Annotated in this window: 22 protein-coding genes and 2 pseudogenes; 5 read left to right on the forward strand and 19 right to left on the reverse strand. The window is 62.9% G+C overall.

Annotated elements, in window-relative coordinates:
* Positions 1 to 264: 264 nt before the first annotated feature.
* The 4 genes and pseudogenes from AVMA1855_RS22855 to AVMA1855_RS22870 all read right to left on the reverse strand — a co-directional run bounded on the left by AVMA1855_RS22855 (position 265) and on the right by AVMA1855_RS22870 (position 1,627).
* Positions 265 to 777, reverse strand: coding sequence for a hypothetical protein (locus tag AVMA1855_RS22855; protein ID WP_284427454.1), 513 nt, complete (start codon positions 775 to 777; stop codon positions 265 to 267).
* A gap of 34 nt (positions 778 to 811) precedes the next feature.
* Positions 812 to 1,306, reverse strand: a pseudogene (locus AVMA1855_RS22860) (DNA cytosine methyltransferase); the annotation flags it as partial.
* Between the two features lie 40 nt (positions 1,307 to 1,346).
* Complete coding sequence (locus tag AVMA1855_RS22865; RefSeq protein WP_284427431.1) at positions 1,347 to 1,499, reverse strand: hypothetical protein; 153 nt, start codon at positions 1,497 to 1,499, stop codon at positions 1,347 to 1,349.
* Complete coding sequence (locus tag AVMA1855_RS22870) at positions 1,496 to 1,627, reverse strand: hypothetical protein (protein ID WP_284427432.1); 132 nt, start codon at positions 1,625 to 1,627, stop codon at positions 1,496 to 1,498. Before AVMA1855_RS22870 ends, AVMA1855_RS22865 begins: the two co-directional genes overlap by 4 nt.
* 257 nt (positions 1,628 to 1,884) lie before the next feature.
* Between AVMA1855_RS22870 and AVMA1855_RS22875 the strand changes: the two genes are divergently transcribed.
* On the forward strand, positions 1,885 to 2,991 hold the full coding sequence (locus AVMA1855_RS22875; protein WP_284427433.1) for a tyrosine-type recombinase/integrase: 1,107 nt from the start codon (positions 1,885 to 1,887) through the stop codon (positions 2,989 to 2,991).
* A gap of 118 nt (positions 2,992 to 3,109) precedes the next feature.
* On the opposite strand, the gene AVMA1855_RS22880 is transcribed toward AVMA1855_RS22875, so the two are convergent.
* The 5 genes from AVMA1855_RS22880 to AVMA1855_RS22900 are packed head-to-tail and all read right to left on the reverse strand — an operon-like array spanning position 3,110 to position 6,195.
* Positions 3,110 to 4,036, reverse strand: a complete 927-nt coding sequence (locus AVMA1855_RS22880) for a DUF3262 family protein (RefSeq protein ID WP_284427434.1) — start codon at positions 4,034 to 4,036, stop codon at positions 3,110 to 3,112.
* A 15-nt stretch (positions 4,037 to 4,051) separates the two neighbouring features.
* Positions 4,052 to 4,690 carry a hypothetical protein gene (locus AVMA1855_RS22885; protein WP_284427435.1) on the reverse strand — a complete coding sequence of 213 codons (639 nt, stop codon included), beginning with the start codon at positions 4,688 to 4,690 and terminating at the stop codon, positions 4,052 to 4,054.
* 26 nt (positions 4,691 to 4,716) lie between these two features.
* Entirely contained in the window at positions 4,717 to 5,463 is a 747-nt protein-coding gene (locus AVMA1855_RS22890; protein WP_284427436.1) for a DsbC family protein, read from the reverse strand.
* Between the two features lie 11 nt (positions 5,464 to 5,474).
* Positions 5,475 to 5,690: a hypothetical protein gene (locus AVMA1855_RS22895; RefSeq protein ID WP_284427437.1), complete on the reverse strand. Its 216-nt coding sequence runs from the start codon at positions 5,688 to 5,690 to the stop codon at positions 5,475 to 5,477.
* Between the two features lie 19 nt (positions 5,691 to 5,709).
* Complete coding sequence (locus AVMA1855_RS22900) at positions 5,710 to 6,195, reverse strand: PH domain-containing protein (RefSeq protein WP_284427438.1); 486 nt, start codon at positions 6,193 to 6,195, stop codon at positions 5,710 to 5,712.
* Between the two features lie 125 nt (positions 6,196 to 6,320).
* On the opposite strand from AVMA1855_RS22900, the gene AVMA1855_RS22905 reads away from it, so the two are divergent.
* A complete protein-coding gene (locus tag AVMA1855_RS22905; RefSeq protein WP_284427439.1) occupies positions 6,321 to 6,710 on the forward strand; it encodes a hypothetical protein in 390 nt (129 codons plus the stop codon).
* A 92-nt stretch (positions 6,711 to 6,802) separates the two neighbouring features.
* Positions 6,803 to 7,327 (forward strand): GNAT family N-acetyltransferase, encoded by a 525-nt coding sequence (locus AVMA1855_RS22910; protein WP_284427440.1) that lies wholly within the window; start codon positions 6,803 to 6,805, stop codon positions 7,325 to 7,327.
* A gap of 333 nt (positions 7,328 to 7,660) precedes the next feature.
* On the opposite strand, the gene AVMA1855_RS22915 is transcribed toward AVMA1855_RS22910, so the two are convergent.
* Positions 7,661 to 8,440 carry a SprT-like domain-containing protein gene (locus AVMA1855_RS22915; RefSeq protein ID WP_284427441.1) on the reverse strand — a complete coding sequence of 260 codons (780 nt, stop codon included), beginning with the start codon at positions 8,438 to 8,440 and terminating at the stop codon, positions 7,661 to 7,663.
* Between the two features lie 81 nt (positions 8,441 to 8,521).
* On the opposite strand from AVMA1855_RS22915, the gene AVMA1855_RS22920 reads away from it, so the two are divergent.
* Both AVMA1855_RS22920 and AVMA1855_RS22925 read left to right on the forward strand, forming a co-directional pair.
* Positions 8,522 to 8,779, forward strand: coding sequence for a hypothetical protein (locus AVMA1855_RS22920; RefSeq protein WP_284427442.1), 258 nt, complete (start codon positions 8,522 to 8,524; stop codon positions 8,777 to 8,779).
* A 122-nt stretch (positions 8,780 to 8,901) separates the two neighbouring features.
* Positions 8,902 to 9,306, forward strand: a complete 405-nt coding sequence (locus AVMA1855_RS22925) for a hypothetical protein (protein ID WP_284427443.1) — start codon at positions 8,902 to 8,904, stop codon at positions 9,304 to 9,306.
* 1 nt (position 9,307) lies between these two features.
* On the opposite strand, the gene AVMA1855_RS22930 is transcribed toward AVMA1855_RS22925, so the two are convergent.
* From AVMA1855_RS22930 to AVMA1855_RS22970, 9 genes and pseudogenes are all read right to left on the reverse strand, one after another.
* Positions 9,308 to 10,960 carry a conjugal transfer protein TraG N-terminal domain-containing protein gene (locus AVMA1855_RS22930; RefSeq protein ID WP_284427444.1) on the reverse strand — a complete coding sequence of 551 codons (1,653 nt, stop codon included), beginning with the start codon at positions 10,958 to 10,960 and terminating at the stop codon, positions 9,308 to 9,310.
* Between the two features lie 25 nt (positions 10,961 to 10,985).
* Positions 10,986 to 11,903, reverse strand: a complete 918-nt coding sequence (locus AVMA1855_RS22935) for a Rha family transcriptional regulator (protein ID WP_284427445.1) — start codon at positions 11,901 to 11,903, stop codon at positions 10,986 to 10,988.
* Positions 11,904 to 12,022: 119 nt separating this feature from the next.
* Positions 12,023 to 12,412: a hypothetical protein gene (locus AVMA1855_RS22940; RefSeq protein ID WP_284427446.1), complete on the reverse strand. Its 390-nt coding sequence runs from the start codon at positions 12,410 to 12,412 to the stop codon at positions 12,023 to 12,025.
* Positions 12,409 to 12,840, reverse strand: coding sequence for a hypothetical protein (locus AVMA1855_RS22945; protein WP_284427447.1), 432 nt, complete (start codon positions 12,838 to 12,840; stop codon positions 12,409 to 12,411). Before AVMA1855_RS22945 ends, AVMA1855_RS22940 begins: the two co-directional genes overlap by 4 nt.
* Positions 12,841 to 13,073: 233 nt before the next feature.
* The gene (locus tag AVMA1855_RS22950; RefSeq protein ID WP_284427448.1) at positions 13,074 to 13,433 is read right to left on the reverse strand and encodes a hypothetical protein; all 360 of its coding nucleotides are present in this window, start codon (positions 13,431 to 13,433) and stop codon (positions 13,074 to 13,076) included.
* Positions 13,430 to 14,821, reverse strand: coding sequence for an integrating conjugative element protein (locus tag AVMA1855_RS22955; RefSeq protein ID WP_284427449.1), 1,392 nt, complete (start codon positions 14,819 to 14,821; stop codon positions 13,430 to 13,432). The genes AVMA1855_RS22950 and AVMA1855_RS22955 overlap by 4 nt, the downstream gene beginning before the upstream one ends.
* Positions 14,822 to 14,861: 40 nt before the next feature.
* Positions 14,862 to 16,121: a TraU family protein gene (locus tag AVMA1855_RS22960; protein WP_284427450.1), complete on the reverse strand. Its 1,260-nt coding sequence runs from the start codon at positions 16,119 to 16,121 to the stop codon at positions 14,862 to 14,864.
* A gap of 152 nt (positions 16,122 to 16,273) precedes the next feature.
* Positions 16,274 to 16,771 carry a TIGR03757 family integrating conjugative element protein gene (locus AVMA1855_RS22965; protein WP_284427453.1) on the reverse strand — a complete coding sequence of 166 codons (498 nt, stop codon included), beginning with the start codon at positions 16,769 to 16,771 and terminating at the stop codon, positions 16,274 to 16,276.
* Positions 16,772 to 16,776: 5 nt separating this feature from the next.
* A pseudogene (locus AVMA1855_RS22970) lies at positions 16,777 to 17,685 on the reverse strand (conjugative transfer ATPase); the annotation flags it as partial.

Genomic DNA, 17,685 nt, shown 5'->3' on the forward strand with positions numbered 1-17,685 from the left:
CGGCTGGGGTGACGTTCAAATATGGAGGACAGAGGTGGCGGTTGAGCCCGATCTGCCGTGCGTGGGCCTCGCAAAGGGGCGCATCGCACGTACAGCGGCCTCGGCGGACCCATTGCACAAAAACGCGCTCCAGGCCCCCGCAAACCTGCTCGCTGCCCTCGATCTGCAAACGAGCCGCGCAGGGCTTGGGGAGCTTGGTGCCCTTGACGTGGACGATCCCGGTCTTGAGGCGGTAGAAAGGCATCAGCCATTGCTCCCATCAACCTACGGCACGCCGCACAAGTTCGACAAGTGCTGCTGCAGCCTGCAGCGGTACGACGCCATTTCCGACCTGGCGCAACTGGTGAGCGCGGGATTCGTCCACCAGATAGGCCATCCCATCAGCCAGCAGACAAACGCCGGGTTCAACCGCCGGGGCAAGGTCCGGGCGGTGGGCGATAACGCCCGCCCATCGAGGGTCGACAGGACCGGGTGCGAAAAGTGGTGTTCCACGAAGTTCGGAAGCTGCTCGCCGCCCGAGTGGTTGCGGCTGGCCTGACTGGCTTGGCTGTTCGGCGTGCGGTAGTCGCGACTGGCTGGCGTGGGCCACTGGGCAGCATCCCTGCTCAGGTTGCCCGCCTGGGTTGACTTCACATCCGGGCTCGGCCGGCGCCCATCGTGAGCCGTTGGCGTCGGCCAGTTCTGCGCCTGTCCCGTCAGCGTCAGACGCTCCAGGCCCGGCATCCCTTGATCGCGCGTGTATTCGTTGCCCTGGCTGTTCGACACGCTGGGCGTCATCCAGTCGCCGCCATGCGAGGCAGAACCACCGTGCGCGCCCGTGACTGGCGCCCACATCGGACGCATAAAGAGTGATCCATTCCGCGTCCCACCCGCGGTCGGCCAGTTCTCCCACGACGCGGGCGGCGGCGCGCTCTTCGAGCGTGCCTTCGGCTTCGTCCACAGCGGTGGCGGTGGCAGTAGCGATGGCGCTGACGTTCTCCAGAAAGAGGAACCACGCGTCGCAATCGTCGGCGAGGTCCAGGATGTCGAAGAACAAGCCGGAACGCTTGCCATCAAGCCCAGCGCGTCGGCCTGCGATGCTGATGTCCTGGCACGGGAAGCCGGCAACAAGTCCATCCACGCGTCCACGCCACGCTGCGCCGTCGAAGGTGAGCAGGTCAGACCAGACAGGCGCCGGATCAAGGGCTCCCGCTTCCATAAGGCGGGCAAGCTGCGCGGCTGCAGGAGCTTCCCGCTCCACGTAGCAAACGGTGCGATGTTCGACACCCAGTAGCTCGAATCCGGCGCGCACGCCTTCGCCGAGCATGCCGACCCCGGCGAAAAGCTCGATGGAATGTAGAGCCACATCACACCGCCTCTTGTGCTTGTGTCGTCACCGCAACGCCGACCGTGCGTACCGCAGGCAGCGAACGCGCCTTGCATGAGCCCACAGGCCAGATGCAAACGTGGACGTCGGTCAAGGTGTGGTCGCACCACTCGATGCTGGTGTTCGCGCTCATTTCGCAACGCCTTCCTGCGACGTATGGATCGTGTCCACGGCAGCATCGCTGTACCCGCGGTTTTGCGCCGCCTGCAGCGCAGCGACTGCTGCCCGGCCTTCGACCGTCTCGTCGGTTTCGACTGTCATTCTCGTTCTCCTGGAGGTGGTGATTCATGCCTTCGCGAACGGTTCTGCGGACGATTGCCCGAGATATCCTTGCCCCTGTGGAGCATGTCGGCATTGGCGGCACTTTAGGGAGGGCCGCGCACCAGGTCAGCCCGAAACCCGTCGGTACGTGGCGGAGGGTTTCGGCTTGACGACAGCGAATTTTTTAGGGAGAAAACAAGAATGTGGATCAGCATCCGCGCAGGAGGACGCCGCCGACGTCGCCTCGCACCCGGAGAATGCGAGCCGTGAGAGGGTGGGGGCCCAGGCTCTTCCTGGAAGAGCGGTTCAAGGACTATCTGAGGCATGAATGCGGGTACGCACGGGGCACCCTGCAGGTGGTCGATTACTCGCTCCTGGAGTGGCAGCGCTGGCTACGCGCGCGGTTCGGGATCACGCGGCTGGATGTCTCGGCCTTGCATCTTCGGCACTGGATTAGCGAGCAGTCGCGCAGGCATGCCCAAACCACGGTGGACAAGAAGACCTGGGTGCTTCGCAGGTTCTACGCCTGGCTGGCGGGAGAAAGCATGATGGAGCGCGACCCCTGGCAATACATCGCGCCACCGAGGCGAAGGCCCCACCAGCAAAGCCTGGGGTACGTCCCCTGCGAACGCACGGTGCACCGCCTTCTGGAGCAACCCGACACCCGGTTCGCCCTGGGCCTGCGCGATCGGGCGATCCTGGAACTGCTGTATGCCTCCGGCCTGCGTGCCGCGGAGTTGCTGAGCCTTCGGCCGCATCAACTGTGCCTGCGCACCCGTGCGGCCCAGGTGATGGGCAAAGGGGGCAAGGAGCGGCTAGTGGTGTTCGGAGAGCACTCAGCCCAGTGGCTAGAGCGGTATCTGCACGAAGCGCGCCCCGCGCTGCTGCAGGCCTGCCAGCGTCCGGTCCCGGCCCTGTTCGTCCATGCGACGGCCTCTGGCACCCTGAACTACAGCGCCCTGCAGCGCACGATCCGCCGGCATGCCGACGCGGCAGGCCTGCCGATGGTGACGGCCCACACGCTGCGGCATGCGTTCGCCACGCACCTATACCAGGCAGGAGCGAATCTGCGCGTGATCCAGATGCTGCTCGGGCACGCCTGCCTGCAGACCACGACCATCTATGCCAGGACGTCGATGGGCTATTTGCGGGGCGTCATTGAGCGGCACCATCCTCGCGGGATCCTCTACGAACGGCAACCGCTTGGCAGGGCCGTATCACCGCTGTCGGGTCAAGATGCCGAGCGCCAAGGCCGTGATCGAGCAGCCGATCAGCCAGTAAAACCATGTGAACAGCTGCTCCGCCCCCATGAGCACAGCGCACGCAAATCCAGCGGCCGACACCAAGGCCCCAATGAACGATAACTTCTGAGCGAACCATAGAAGTGAGCCAAGGATCGTGCGCGCGGAGCCTGCGACACCTTGCACGGCGCTGTCGATGATTTCGTCGGCCACTTTTTTCTCCATTACCTGATCTCCTGAATCAAAAAATCGTCATCACCGCAAAAACGATCATCACGATCACGCAGCCCTTTTGCATGTACTCCATCATGGTGGCCTTGTCGATGACGCCGCGGGCGTACTGCTGCCAAACCCCCACCAGGGCGCTGGAGACGACCAGCAGGGTGATGGCCACCAGCAGCATCTGGATGATGGAGCGCATGCGTGCCATGGACACGCCCGAGCCTTGCTCGAAGCCGATGCGCAGTGCCTCGGTGACGGGCACGCACTGGCCATCGGACCCACGGATGCAGCCGTTGTTGAATGCGATGCCGCCACCGCCCGAAATCGGCGTGGAAGGAGTGGTTGTGCCAGGGGGCGTAGGGGAGGGCGCATTACCCGCGATGCGATCGGCCATGCCGCAGATCGTCGTGCCATTGGAGTCGGCGAAGCCCGAGCAGCGCCCCGAGGCGATCATGCGCTGGCAATTGCCGATGCCCAGTTGAACGCAGGCCAGGATCATGTTCGCGTCCACGCGGCGCCCGTCGAACGTGCCCAGAGCCGCCAGGGCCTGAGCCGGGGTGGCCTGCAGCGCCTGCGACATGACTCGCGACCAGGCATCGACCTGGCGCTGCAGGCTCCATGTTCTGAACTCCGCGGGCGTCACGTCAGTTGCCTGCCGGATGTTCTCGTTGTTCATCTGCAGCACGCCATAGCAGCATGAACCGTTGTAGACCGAGAGGTATCCGCCGCTCTCGACGTTGATGGCCAGGTTGCCCACGGCGTTCGCATTCGCACGCAGCCATTGGCTGGCATTAGGTGAGTTGGCGATCGCTTGAGCCACCTGATCGGCGGTCACGCGGTCGTTGGTCACCAGACGTTGCTGAGCCGAAGCAGGCATATGCGTGGCGAGCAGCGCCAGCCAGCCCAACAGTAGCGCCGAGCAAAGCGCGAAGAAGGTGCGTTGCATGGTTTGCTACCACCGTCATCCGAGGTGCAACGCACGATCACATTCAGGCACACGCTTGCCGTACTGGATCACCCGAAAGTAGGCGCTCCCAGTCTTGTCGTCGAACGCGAATTCTGTGTGATTCTGCGCGAGCGGCGTATTTTCGTCGTCTATGGACAGGTGGCAGTAATTCGGAAAATCCTTTTGCTTCCTGCGTCCGGTGGATTTATCTTCCACGATCACGCGCATTGGGCAAATGCTGTACATCGGTGGTACATAGCCTTTTTGTGCAAATGGCCCGTTTGGAGGTGGCTCGCATTTGGACTCGAAGGCACTGAACATGGTGAAGATATACCTGTTCTCCTTATTCTCATGCGTCTGATAGAGGATGAAGCTGCCCAGCCTGCTGCCGTCGTTGCGAACGAGGTTCAGCGGCGTGGAGTCGATATTCTCTTTCCAGATCGGCTCCAGAAGTCTTTTTTCCTCTGGATTACCGCTGATGTATTGCCGTGAATTGAAGGTCACCAGAGGCATCAATTTCCACTTCAACTCGGCGGGAAACTTGATATTCCCTCGTTCCTGCGCGCCCGCGGCGCCGGCGGCGCCGGCGACGATGCACAGCACGGTGGCCACCAGGCCCGCCGCGATCGCGCTCTTCTTGTTCGATACCTTCATGCTGCCTTCCCTTAAATTGTGTCGATTCATTTGATGCTCACGCTCGCATCCAGCTCGGCGATGAACTGCTCGGGCGGCGTGGCACCCACCAGGCGCTTGCCATTGCCCAGGATCACGGTGGGCGTGTTCTGAATGCGGTGCCGCTCGCCGAACTTCAGGATCTCGACCAGGCCGCTGGTGTCGCAATCCTCCCGGCCCTGCAGGCGTCGGCCCGCCATGACCTGCTGCCAGGCCTCAGCGCGGTTGGGTGAGCACCAAGCGGCGCGAGCGAGCTGCGCGGACTCCGGGCTGATGACGGGGAACATGAACCGATAGACGGTCACGTCATCGAGCTGGTCCACGAACTTGGTGAAGACCCGGCAGATCGGGCACTGCGGGTCTTCGAACACGGCCACTTGCCGTTTGCCGTTGCCATGCACCTCCTTGATCGCGTGCTTGAGCGGCAGGCTTGCGAAGGGAACGCTGTTGAGCTTTTCGAGCTGCGGCGCGGTGAGGTCTTGCTGCGTCTTCATGTCCACCATGGCCCCACCCACGAAGCCGAAGCGGCCGGAGGCGTCGGTATAGAAGATCTCGCCTTCGGAGACGACCTGGTAGATGCCAGGAATGGGGGAGGCTGTGATCTGCTCCACCCGGACCTTGCCCGCCGTGTTCTGCTCAATCGTCGCCTTGAGACTGGGTGGGACCGGCTGTGCGCCCACCGCCATGGACAGGCTGGCCAGCACGGTTGCGCGCAGGAGCAGGGCGCGCAGGCGCGGCCGATAAATCTGGAACATCGATGATTTCCTCATTTCGTTTTGGGATGGGTCAGCAGGAGTGCCACGCTCCCGGCCAGCGAGCCCAGTGCGCCGATGCGAACCAGGCCATGGAACGACGATGCGTTGCCCCAGAGCAGGCCGATGCCGGCGCCGGCCAGTACAGCAGTGGCGATCACGAGAGCGCGCAACAAGGCGGTCTTTTGCTCGGCGATGATTTTTCGCCGGATGATTTCAAAGGATTGCATTGATTTACTCATAGATTTTCTAATAATCGAAAGCGCGAACGCCTTTGGCCGCGCGGCAGTCTTCCACGGCGTCGCGTATTGTTTTCGAGACACCGGCCGCATCCGGCACGGCGTCGATTATCAAGGTGGGATTGGTACTGTCCGTGGTGAGCAAGATGATTTGCCCGCGGCCGAAAACGGTTTGCAACAAATTACCCGAGACGGACAAGTCCTTGACCCGGTAGAGTTCGAGCGCTTCGATTTTCTTGACGATTATTCCCGAGTGTTCCAGCAGCCGCTGGTCGGTCAGCACGTAATGGTGATTTGCCGTTCGCAAATACCGATACAGCGCCCAACCGACCGGCAGGACCAGCCAGAAAAAGAGCAGCGCGAACACGAAGACGCTGGCATTGCAGACCTGGCCCTGGCCAGCGGACCAGAGCACGCGGGTTTCGACCTTGTGGGCAGAGGAGACGCCGGCTTGGCTCGCCATGCGGGCGGCATCGGAAGCATGGTTCTTGGACATCGGCAGCAATGTAGATGCGCATGGGCCGCACGTCAGCCGGAAACCATCCGGCACGTGGCGCACGGTTTCGGCTTGACAGCCACCGGTTCTCATGGCAAACGAAAAATCAATGACTGGGAGGTCATATGGCGAACGCTTACGAAAGCGACGACGGCAGATGGATGATCCTTGGCATGGCGGTCATCGCGTCCATCGCAGGGGCGACGGGTCTGGACCTAGCTACCGCAGTGAGGGTGACGGGCTACACGTTCGTGGTCACGCTGCTCGCGGGATTCGTCATCCACTTCTTCGACACCGACTCGATCCTGGGAATCGGAAACACCTGGCCGCTGTTCCTGGGCCTGATGGCGTGTGCATGGTTTCCGGCGATCGACCATTGGGCCTACGGTGCCGTTCCTGACCTTGTGCCACGGGAGTTGTTCAGCGTCTGGTGGGCCGAGTGGTACACGAAGCTGGGCGCATTCGCGCTGCTGTGCCTGTCCGGCCACGCGGTGAATCGGCTCGTGCGTGGCTGATCGCACTCCCGAGTCCGCCTGGATTCGGAGCGCACGCAGACTGCGTGATTACCCGCCACTTGGCGCAAAAAGATTTCAGACAGGGAGGTATCGTGAGTAATTTTCTTTCTCGGTGGCTTGTACAGCGTCGACTGGCACATGTCCCAAAAATCACAGTGGATGTCACGCGCAACTACTACATGACTTTCACAGCACCCAATCCAGACGTGAAGGTGGTCATCAGAAACGAGGCGGGAACCCCGGTGGGAAGGGCTTGCTACGCAGTGTCCCCACTCAATGATCGGGTCTACGTTTACGAAGTGGAGATACTGGGCGCACATCGCCGGCAAGGCTATGGCACCGCCTTGCTGCTATTTCTGGCCCAGACCTATGACCTGCCAATCACCGTGGTGAAAGAGCTTTACAGCGCGTGCAGCTTTTGGCGATTTGCCAGGGGATTGGGCAGTGCGGGAATCAAAATGACCCAGCAGCTCTCCGTTTCGGACATGGCGTCCGAAGCGGAGCGGTGGGCGCATTTACAGCCAGACGCAAGAAAATTGGAGCACACGCTGTTGCACCGGGTCATCGCGGGAAACCAGTCGTGGCGTGAGGCGAAGAGCTATGGCCTTAAGGGCTGAAGTGTCGGGCGTCCACCTCTTCTGCACCCTTTGCTTGATATGAAAAAGATGCTTGATTTGATAGGGGTTGTGCTGCTTCTATATGGGGTCGTCTTTTTCCTGACCAGAACGATGAGGCACGTCCGACGAATCAAAAAAGACACCTTGACATTCACCCAATACGTGAAAAACCATCCGGAAGCACAAACTCCCAGAGGTATCAAGTGCATTCGCTGCAATTCGCGCAGCATCAAGAATTGGGGTGTGACTGGCGCGACTGACCACCGAAGAGTTTTTATTTGCAATCACTGCAATACCCGGCTGTACCGCAGCGATGGTTGGTGAAAGAGAAACTCACCCCTGCATCTCGAAATCTTTCCGGCAACTCCCACAAATCAGCATCAACCCAGGTTTGCCCCACACCTGTTTCTCACAAGGACAAACGTACTTGGCACGGTTCGATTTGTTTGCCGCCGGCTTGGGGTTCTCCTCACCGTCTTCGCCTGATGTGGCCGCAGGATTGACCAGGCTGGCCATCACGGCGATGGACTGCGCCGGCACACTGCCACCGCCCACTGACGCAGCCAGGTGCATGCCCATGCTGCCCTGGCCCGCGCGCACGTGCTCGGGCGCTGGGAAGCGGTCATACCAACTGATCCGGAACGATCGGGTGAGCAACTCGGCGCAGGCCTTGAGGAAGGGGCCGCCCTCGATGGCGTAGTCAGCCATCATGTCTCCCGTGCGCTTGCCTCCTGGCTGGCCGGTGGAGGAGGGCATCAGGCCGATGGCCTCCATCTTCGATGCCCACTCTTCGTTGTGGTACCGGCCACGCCCGGGCTTGCCGAAATGCGATTGCCACAGGTGGCACATCTCATGGGCGAGGGTCTGCATCGTCTCCACCACCGGCACCACGGCGAAGTAGGCAGGATTCATGGCGATCTCGTCCGTCATGCCGCCCTCCAGGTTGGCGAAGCGCTGGGCCGAGAAGTATCCGCACGTGCGCTTTTCGCGCTGCAGCGTGATGAGGCAGCCTGGCAGGGCACCGCCGAAGAGCGTCTCGTTGAAGTGGCTGTAGGCCTGCTGCAGTTCCGTGTAGGTCTGCTGCGTGGGCGTCGTTTTGGAGGGCTGGCTCATGGCTTGGAGAACTCGAATCTTGATTTGTATTGTGCAATACAAAGACAATGAATCACAATTGCAATCAGGGAGAAAGAAGGAATGGGTTACCTGTTCGAGACCATCGTCAGCGCCATCTACCGGCAAACCCGGGCAGGGCAATCACCGCCTGTTCGGTTGGTCCTGAATCCAGTGCAGATGCGGCAATTGCTGGCCGAGCATGCCGCCGGTTGCAGGGAACTGGGCATTTCCGTGCGGCCGGTCGACGGGATTCTGGGAGTGGCCATTGACGTCGACGCGACGGCGACCGGATTCCTGGTGACTGCCTCCGGCATCGACGTGCCGCTGATCGCCCATTAGCCGAGACCGGCACGGCTGTGGGTTTCAGCAGAAAGTTACAAGCCCTGCGCTCGCAAAGGATTGACACGCCAACAGCGCCTGTCGATGATCGCGGGCACCAATAACAAGGGAGCCTTCAGGCCATGCGAACGAACCACTATTTCTGGCGATTGCTTTTTCATGGCGGCAAATTCCTGCTGCGGGTTTGCGTCATTCTCGCGCTCTGGGTTCGCGATTCCCTCAAGGAGTTCATCGCGGTATTCAAGCCACTGCTGCGCTCTGTGGAGTCGCAGGCCCGTGAAGCCGCTGCCGCAGGCAGCCTCAGGGCCAGCGCCCGGCCGAAGAACGCCTTCAAGATCGGCGCGTTCCTCCTCGGCACGCTGGCTGTGATGGGGAAGGTGTTCCTCTTCATCCTTTCGACTGCGCCGGATTTTGAAGAAAGGAAAGAGGATTCAATACCAGACGGGTACATCGATAGTTTTGGAACTCCAGATATCACCAATGTCACCGACGAGAGTTGGGTTAACTATTACGGATCTCGGAAGTAAATCACAGCTTAGTAATAGCTTTTCCTGCGGCTTTAACAGGGCCTACCGTTTTTCCAGCACTGTTTTTTGCGAGTTCGTCAGGTCCCTTCATCATCTGACCGATCTGATTTCCGATACTGAGTCCGATCCAGCCCATCATGGCCGTCCAAACCATTGGCAGGCCCACAAACAGTGAAATCATCAGGATATTGAGGATCATCCGCTTGTAACCCGATGAGGCCATCGAGCCGGCGAGCTGGGAGATTTCCTGCACGAAGATGTTGCCCTGCGCTCCGGGGTACATCGCGTCGATGAGCCTGGCGTCGATCCACTGGGCGATGAACCACATGGTCGCCCAAAGCTTTACGGTGAAGATCGCCACCGCGCCATAAAACAGCACGCGCAGGTCGTAGCCGCTCAGGAAGGTGATCAGCGGCAGGAACATGTAGATCGCCATCAGCACCAGCGCCTGGATCATCGGCAGGCCGGTGATGAGCGGCTGCATCGACAGGCTGGCCAAGGTGGCTTCCCAGCCCACGCCGAGTACCGTGGCCGCGCCCACGACGGTCCGGCTGAACGAGGTCACGGTGTCGTAGTCGGTGCCCATGATGCGATCGGGGTCCACGAACTGGGGGTTGGCGCGCTTTTGCGCCAGGCGCGCAAAAGCATCCTTGGCCTGGTCCATGCTGCTCCAGTTCATGGCAGAGCCGGCCACCTCCACGAGTTTGCCGAAGCTGCCGGCGTGGCCCACCATCTTCTCGCGCACCCCGTTGGTGCCATCCTCCCACCACTGCTTGCACGTGGGCCGGCCCCACTCGGGATTGACCACGCCGGAGTGGGGCGGGGCGATACCGCTGGCGGGGTTGTAGTAGTCGATGTCGCGGGAGAAATCCACCGGGAAATCCGGCACCGGGTTGTACGAACGCATGTCGGCGTAGTAGCCCGGCTCCGTGCGAAACAGCTGGCTGCCGATCCAGTCCACGTCCGTGGGGCCGTACTCCTTGTTGTCCACCGCCACGAGGCTTTGCCCCGTCGGCGAAAGGGCGCCGCTGGCGGCCGCCAGGTAGCGGCTTCGGGCCGGGATGAAGCACTCGCTGTAGAAGCGCTGGATGGCGTTGAGCACGCGCGGGTCCTGGATGGTCGCGTTGCGTGCCATGTCCTCGACCATGCGGATCTGCCGGTCGCCCGATCGAATGCCGGCGCGCACGGCGCGGTTGATGCCCGAGGAGATGGCCATGGTGGAGAACCACCAGGCCGGCACCTGGGAGAGGTTGCCTGCCGTGCTCATGGTGCCGTCCGACGCATCCTTCATCGCCGCGTCGTAGCCCGAGCCCGTGCCGCCGTTGCGCGAGACCATGGTGGGGTTGGGCTCCTGGGGCGTTGCGCTCGGCATGTAGCTCAGGTTGACGGAGCTGAGCGACGTGATGGGCGTCGTGGCGAAGCACAGCGACATCACGAACAGGGCGACGATGATCTTCGTGCCCACGCTCTCCAGGAGGGGCAGCACGCCGGCGCTCTCCAGGCCCTGCTCCTTGGCATCGCGCCAGGCGTTGAAGAGGATGACCGCGAAGGGCACGATGATCAGGCCGGTGCCGGTGATCACCTCGCCAATGATGTTGGCGAAGGCCCACCCGTACATGGTGGTGAAGATTTCGAGGTAGCTGTCGAGCTGCATGGTGGTGGCGGAGGATGGGTTCGGATCAGTGCAATCTGCGGAGCGTGTCGGCCAGCTGGCTAGGCTCGGCCGAGGATGCCGGGGGCAATCCCAACGTGGCCAGCAAAGCGGCGGGCAGGGCCAAGGGCTTTTCGTCGCGGCGCAACAGCTTCAGGCGTTTCGCCTGCGGATCGAGCAGCGCGCGCCCATTGGTCGCCTCCAGCAGGGCGATCAGGGGTTCGATGCGCGCACGGTAGTGCCGAAGCCGCTTCAGGCTGTAGGGGCCGAAATCCCGGTGGATCGTCACCAGTCCTTTCTCCGTGAGCCGCAGCGCAGCCTGGTAGAGGTTGTTGCAGGACATCTCCGAGCCCACGTACTGCATGATCGTCTCCATGGAGGCGGCTCGCTGGGGCAATTCCTCGTCCTCGTCGAGGACGGGGCCGATGCTCTCGTCCTCGACCTCCAGCGGCACATCGAACGCACGCGCCTGCACCAGCGCCCAGATCAGCAGGGCATGGCTGGCGCGGTAATCCAGGGCGGACATGAGCCGCACGAAAAGGTCGCTGGACGGGTCGCGCGGCAGCGCGGGGCCCACCGCGGTCGATGCAGGCTTGGCCGCAACGGCCTCGGGCTGCGCCGGCCGGGGACGGGCGAGTTCATCGCGCATGGCGGCGAAGGTGAGGGCGTAGGAGCGCTGCCAGCGCTTGGCCTTGGTCCCGGTGAAGCCCATGGCGATGAGGCAAAAACCGATCTCGGTGAGCCGGAAGATGGGAATGGGCTTGCCGCGCGGGCTGATGTGGACCGATTCCACGAAATGCTGGGCGGTGAAGGCGAGGTCCGCATGCTCTGCGATCTCGTGGCGAATCTTGTCGAGCACGTGCTTGTGGTCTTTGGCGAAATGTTCGGCGATCGCCAAGGAAGTGACCATCGGCACGCCCTTGATGACCTGGATTCGCGGCCTCACCGAAGTAGCGGCTGAAGAGGTTGAGGGGGTCTTGGAATAGATCTTCGACACTGATTTCTCCTTAAAAGCTGGGGGAAATCTCACGGCCGAAATTTCGGCCGTGAGATTCTTCAATGAATTCAATGACTTACGTTGTTTTCAATCTCACTGCGCAAATTTCGGCCGTGAGATCGAGCGCAGTTCTGATCGCCCTGTGCGCCGGCACTGCGCGGCGCCAACTGGGAGGCCCGCGAGTGCATGGCTGGCTCCTGCAGCGTGGCCAGGAGGGCGGCGGGCAGGGCCTGGCGACCCGGTTCCTGCAGGGCATCGACGAGTTGCGCGAGCAGGCGGTGGACGTGGCGCAGCCTCGCCGCACGAGAGCAAACACAGGGCAGGGGCGTGGTTCCGCTCAATTGGATCGAGGCTGGTTCATGTTGAATCTTCGACATCGACTTCATCTGGTTTGGTTTATCGAATCTCACTGCTCCATTTGGAGCAGTGAGATCGAGCCGCGCCTGGACGGCTGTCATGCCTGCATCCACCGCAGCAACGTGGCCGGCCCGATCGGGATGAGCAACAGGTAGGCGAACCAGAACGCCATCACCTTCCACCGCAGGGCGATGACCTGCATGTGCTCCTGTGGCAGCACGATGCCGCGGCGCGCACCCCAGGCCACGATGGCCTGCCACCAGATGCCGATGCCGGCGACGACCATGCACTGCACCAGCGCGCCATAGTGCCGGATGCCGGTCGCCCAGACCTGGAGCGTGGCCAGGGTCTCGGGCTGCACCTGCAGGTGCGACAGCAGCGCGACCAAGACGAACCCCATCGCGCTCGCGCCAGCCAGCCAGGCCATGCCGATGAACGCCAGGCGAAGCAGCCTGCGCCGGGCCGCACCCGTGCCCTGTGCCTTCGCTTCACTGGCGGGCTCTTGTGGATCGAGAGGCTGCATGCTCATGGCGCCACCTTCTCGTCAAGGTGGCAGGGCAGGGGCGTGGAGCCGTGGTTGATGATCGCCGTGCGTGGCTTGGGCTTCGTCAGGGCTGGTTCAATTTGGATCTTGGACATCGATTTCTTTTGGTAGGTCCGCCGAGATCTCACGGCCTGAATTTCGGCCGTGAGATGGAGCGCAGTTCGTTCACGGCGACAGTCAGCGCAAGAACGTGGTGGGGCAGAGAGAATGCAGACATGTCACCACCTGTTCAGGCCGTGATTGGTCGCTTTGCGGATCGCCTCCCGCGCATCGCGCGGTATGGGCGCGTTGTCGAGCACGAACAAACTGTTCGACACCGCTCGCGCAACATCGTCGCTGAAGTTCCCGGCGATCTGCTTTGCGAAGTCGTCAGCGTGTTGCCCTACGTACAGAAGCAAGGCTTCACGCAAGCGAAGCTGCCCGAGCAGGGTGTCTGCAGAGGCTTGCTGCGCTCGTTGCAGTTCGGCTTGCAGCTGCGCGATCAATAGATCCTGGCGCCGAATCTTCTCGATGAAGGTTCCGAGCATCACTTCATTGGCGGCAGCAGGCCCTTGCGGACCGAGAGGCTGCATGCTCATGGCGTCACCTTCACCCGGCCGTTCTCCATCGGCTGGGGATCGGCTGCCCGCCCATCGGGCACGCGCATCGAGCGCGAGTCGGCCTGGAACTGGCTGCCCATGATGGCCAGGGCCGTGTCGGAGGTCAGTTCCTTGCGAATCCGGGCCTCGAACATCAGGTCGTTGATGAATTGCGTCAGGCGGTCGATCTGCGACTGCGTGTCCCGCATGGCGTCGCCCGCGGCCGTCACCTCGGGCAGGCTCAGGCCCGTGAGCAGCACGGCACGTGCTACCAGCGCCTTGTCGATCACCCGGTGCATCGCCAGCTCCTGGCCGAGCCGGGTCACCGCGATGCCGCGCGTGTCGGGAGGCAGCTTGCGCAGCGCGTCCAGCAGCTGCGGGCTGATGGCCATGCCGGGCGCGGCGATCGTGTTCAGATCGGCGTAGGGACTGCCCGAGGGGGCGCCCGCCATGGCCTGCAGCTTCGGCAGCACCTGGTCCACCTCCGCTTCGTACTTCGGGCCCAGGCCCGACGCCGTGGTCACCGCCGTCGCGGTGGGGCAATCCGCGCTTTGCGAGCAGGTATAGACGCGCTTGTCGCCCAGGACCTCGGTGGTGAATCGGGCCAAGTCGTCTGGCGATGCGAAGGCCTGCACCAGGCGCGTGGACTTGTCACTGGTTGCGGTGTAGCTGGTGCTGGAGGAGGTCGTGACGGACTTGTTCAGCGTTGCGTTGTAGCCGGCCACCGAGAGATCCCGGATGGGGCGAAGGGGAGGCGAGTTGATGCCGCCCGCCTTCTGGCCGAACACCCAGTTCACGCCCGTGCGCTGCGCCTCCTCATTCTTGTTGATGTCGATCTTGGCCTGCACGATGTCGCCGGACGTATTGGCCTTGACCTTCCAGGCGTCGCCCTTGGCCATCTTGATCCAGTCCTCGTAGGGATTCTGGCCGGCGCGGATCATCGCCTCGGTTTCCTCGCAGGTCTTGAGCGAGGAGGCGACCAGCAGATCCGCCTTCTGGCTGTAGTTCTGAAAGAGTTGATAAAGGCCCGGCTGGGCACGCTGCAGGACGTACAGCGGCAGCGAGGCGATGCCTGCCTGCACGGCATTGGTCACCTGCTGCCCCAGGCGCGAGATGTTGTTCATGATGTTGCCCCAGGACATGCCCACATCAAACTTGCCGCAGGAGTAGTTCAGGCGCAGGTTGGCCTGCAGGCCCAGGGCCTGGGAGGTCTGCCCGCGGTTGTTGGCTGCGCCCCCCGGCGTGCCGCCGCCCATGCGGTAGTACAGGGTGGAGTTGGAAACCGGCTGTGCATGCAAGGCCGATGTGGTGCCCATGCTGGCCAGGGCAAGCGCCACGGCCAGCGCGTGGGGGCGCAATGGGGATTTCGAGATCGAGATGAATCGCATGAGAGTGCTGAAAAATGTGCGGAGGCGTTCGAGCGATGGATCAGGGAACCGAGAACAGGTAGATGCCGCGGCGCTGGCAGCAGTCGTACTTGTTCCAGAGGTTCCAGACGTAGCCGTTGACGGCGCTGGTGCGGCCATCACCAAAGGACAGCAGGGACAGAGAGTCGTTCTCACCGAACCGCACGCAGTTCGTGGTGGTGCGGGGATAGACCATCGACCAGCGAGTGTCGGAGTCCTCGATGGAGGAGAAATACTTGAAGTTGCCGCTGGTCTCCAGGCGCTTGTAGATGTGGGGTTGGGCGCGCTTCTTGATGATGCTGGCCACGCGCTCGGCCAGTACGGCCGAGGCCTTGACCGGGTGCTGCTGAACCACCTCGCCAGTGCGGGGGTAGATGCTTCCCCAGGTACTGGTGATCCCCGACGAGTGGCTCACCTCATTGCGGGTGGGCACCCAGGCAGATGGGTACAGCATCTCCACCGGCAGGATGCCGCGCCAGAACAGCGCATCAAGTTCCGACTGGTAGTGCAGTCCGAACGCGGACGCGCCGCCCGGGCAAAAAAGACCGCCCGGCCCCAGGTCCATGCTGCCGCCGGCAAGCGATGCGATCGAGACGACCTGCTGCAAGGGCCCCAGGTCGATGCCCGCGAGCGCGGCCCCATCCATGCCCAGGGTAGCCAGACCGCTGCTGGAGCCCAGGAAGCTGCCGACGTTGCCGGCCGCGGACTGCAGCTGCGACAGGCGCCCGGGAAGGCTCGTGATCTTGCCGATGATGTCCATGGGTGCCTTGGCGAGACTCGCCGCGCCCTGCAGAACCGAATTGGCCGCATCCATGGGCACGGACATCCATTCGCGCTGGATGTTGGGCAGTTCTTCGGTGGGGAACTCCATCAGTTCCGAGATGCCTGGGATGCCGAACATGGAGGGCACGTTCGGCAGCGTCCCGGTGGAGAGCGCGCTCGCCACCATGCCCACAGGGTTGCCGATGGCGTCCGCCCCCTTGAAGGTGGTGATCTCGGTGTCGTCGCGGGCGGTATCGGCCGCGGAATCCAGGGGCATGCCGGCCATGGCCGAGCCGACGCCGGCCATGGCTGCGGCGATCGGCTTTCCCACCTCCAGCCAGGGATGCATCAGCGGATCGTTGTAGGTGCTCACGATCGCATCGGGCAGATAGTGACTCATGCGGATCGAGTAGAGGACGGTGCAGCCCTTGATGTTGCAGCGCAGAAAGAAGCACATCCCCTTGACCTGGTAGGACAGGCAGCTGGGGAAGGATTGCAGGGTGGCGGTCAGGATCGCCACGGTGTTGGTGGTCTGCGCGAGAGCCGCGGGGGGCGCCAGAGCGAATGCGCCACAGAGGGCGGCTCCTAGGGTGGCGGATCGCACAGCGGCCAGGATGCGCGGCGCGCGGCACCAGGACGCGGGTGAGCGCTTGCATGGCCTCGAGCGCTTCTTCATTGCACGCCCCTCGAACCAGTGGCCGACCCAGAGGATGACCGGGCACGCTGGAACGCGGCCAGCGCGGCATTCACGTCCGTCATCCCGAACACCACGGTCTGGCGGTTCACGACGATGGCCGGCAGCCGGTCGATGCGGTAGTGCATCGCCAGGGTGATGCCATTGGCCGCGTTGGCGACCACGGGCTGCACCTGCCGGCGGATGCGTGCCTCGTTCGCGGCGAGCCAGGCGCGGGCATCGGCCTCGTTCTGAGGCAATCCCTGGTTGATGGACTGCTGCACGCGCGCCATGGCGTCCAGGCGGTAGATGTCGAGCTTGAACCGGTCCGAGCGCTGCGGGGTCACCAGCATGGCCGAGTTGGCGAAGACCTCCACCTGGGTGACGCCGCGGTACAGGTCATCGCCGAGAATGACCTGCGCTTGGGGCGCGGTGACCACCATGAGCAGCGGCAATGCCAGTGCCCATGGCCGGAATTTCGAGCAAATCCAATGCATGGCGCTCACCCGCGTGCCTTCACGAGTTCCTCGGCCACAAGCATGGCCGCCTCCAGTTCGGTGCAGCCGTGCTGGTCCATGAGCCGGCGCCGGTGCGCCTTCTCATGGCCCTCGGTCATGGCCAGGGCGATCGGCAGCGCCGGTGGCACGTTGCGAAACAGCATCTGGCCGAGGGCCGAGATGATCACGCCCTCGGTGTACTTGGGCGGCTCCTTGCGGGCGGACTCCATCAGATGGCGCTGCTCGGGCGTGAGGCTGCGAAACCGTGCGACCTCGGCGATCTCCGAGCGATCCATGGTGAGCAGCATCCAGTACTCGCACATGGAGAGCACCCGCTCCATGGAGTCAGGGAAATCCTGCAGGTTCTGCGTGGCCAGCCAGAACCAGATGTTCAGCTTTCGCCACATCTTGGTGCCCTTGGCGATCTTCGGGCCCAGCAGCTCGTTGGTGGTGATCAAGTGGCCCTCGTCAGTCAGAAAGACGATGGGACGGCCCTCGGCCTGCGTGCGCTCGCCGCGGGACTGCACCGAGTCGATGAGGCTGGTGTAGGCCACCGCCAGCGCGTCGCCATAGCCGTCCTGCGTCAGCGTTCCCATCTCGATGAGGGTCACGTCCGCGTCCGGCCAGTCCTGGCCCTCGCGATTGAAGAGCTTGCCGCGCAGGGCCTGCGTGAAGGTCATCATGGACTGGCCCATTTCCTCAGCGCGCATCTGGCGCGGGCCGGAGAGCGTCTCGTCGCGGTGCATGCCCATGAGTTCGATGGCAACGTCCTGGGTCAGCGGGTGCTTGCGGCCTTCCCTTTTGCAGCGCACGGACGCGCGGATGATCGCCCGCGAGACGAGGTAGCGGTCGGCGCGGCCCATGCGGGCGACCTCCTGCTCCTCGCCGCCGGTGATCATCATGATGGCGGCGAT

Source organism: Acidovorax sp. SUPP1855, assembly GCF_030158955.1.
GTDB lineage: Bacteria > Pseudomonadota > Gammaproteobacteria > Burkholderiales > Burkholderiaceae_C > Paracidovorax.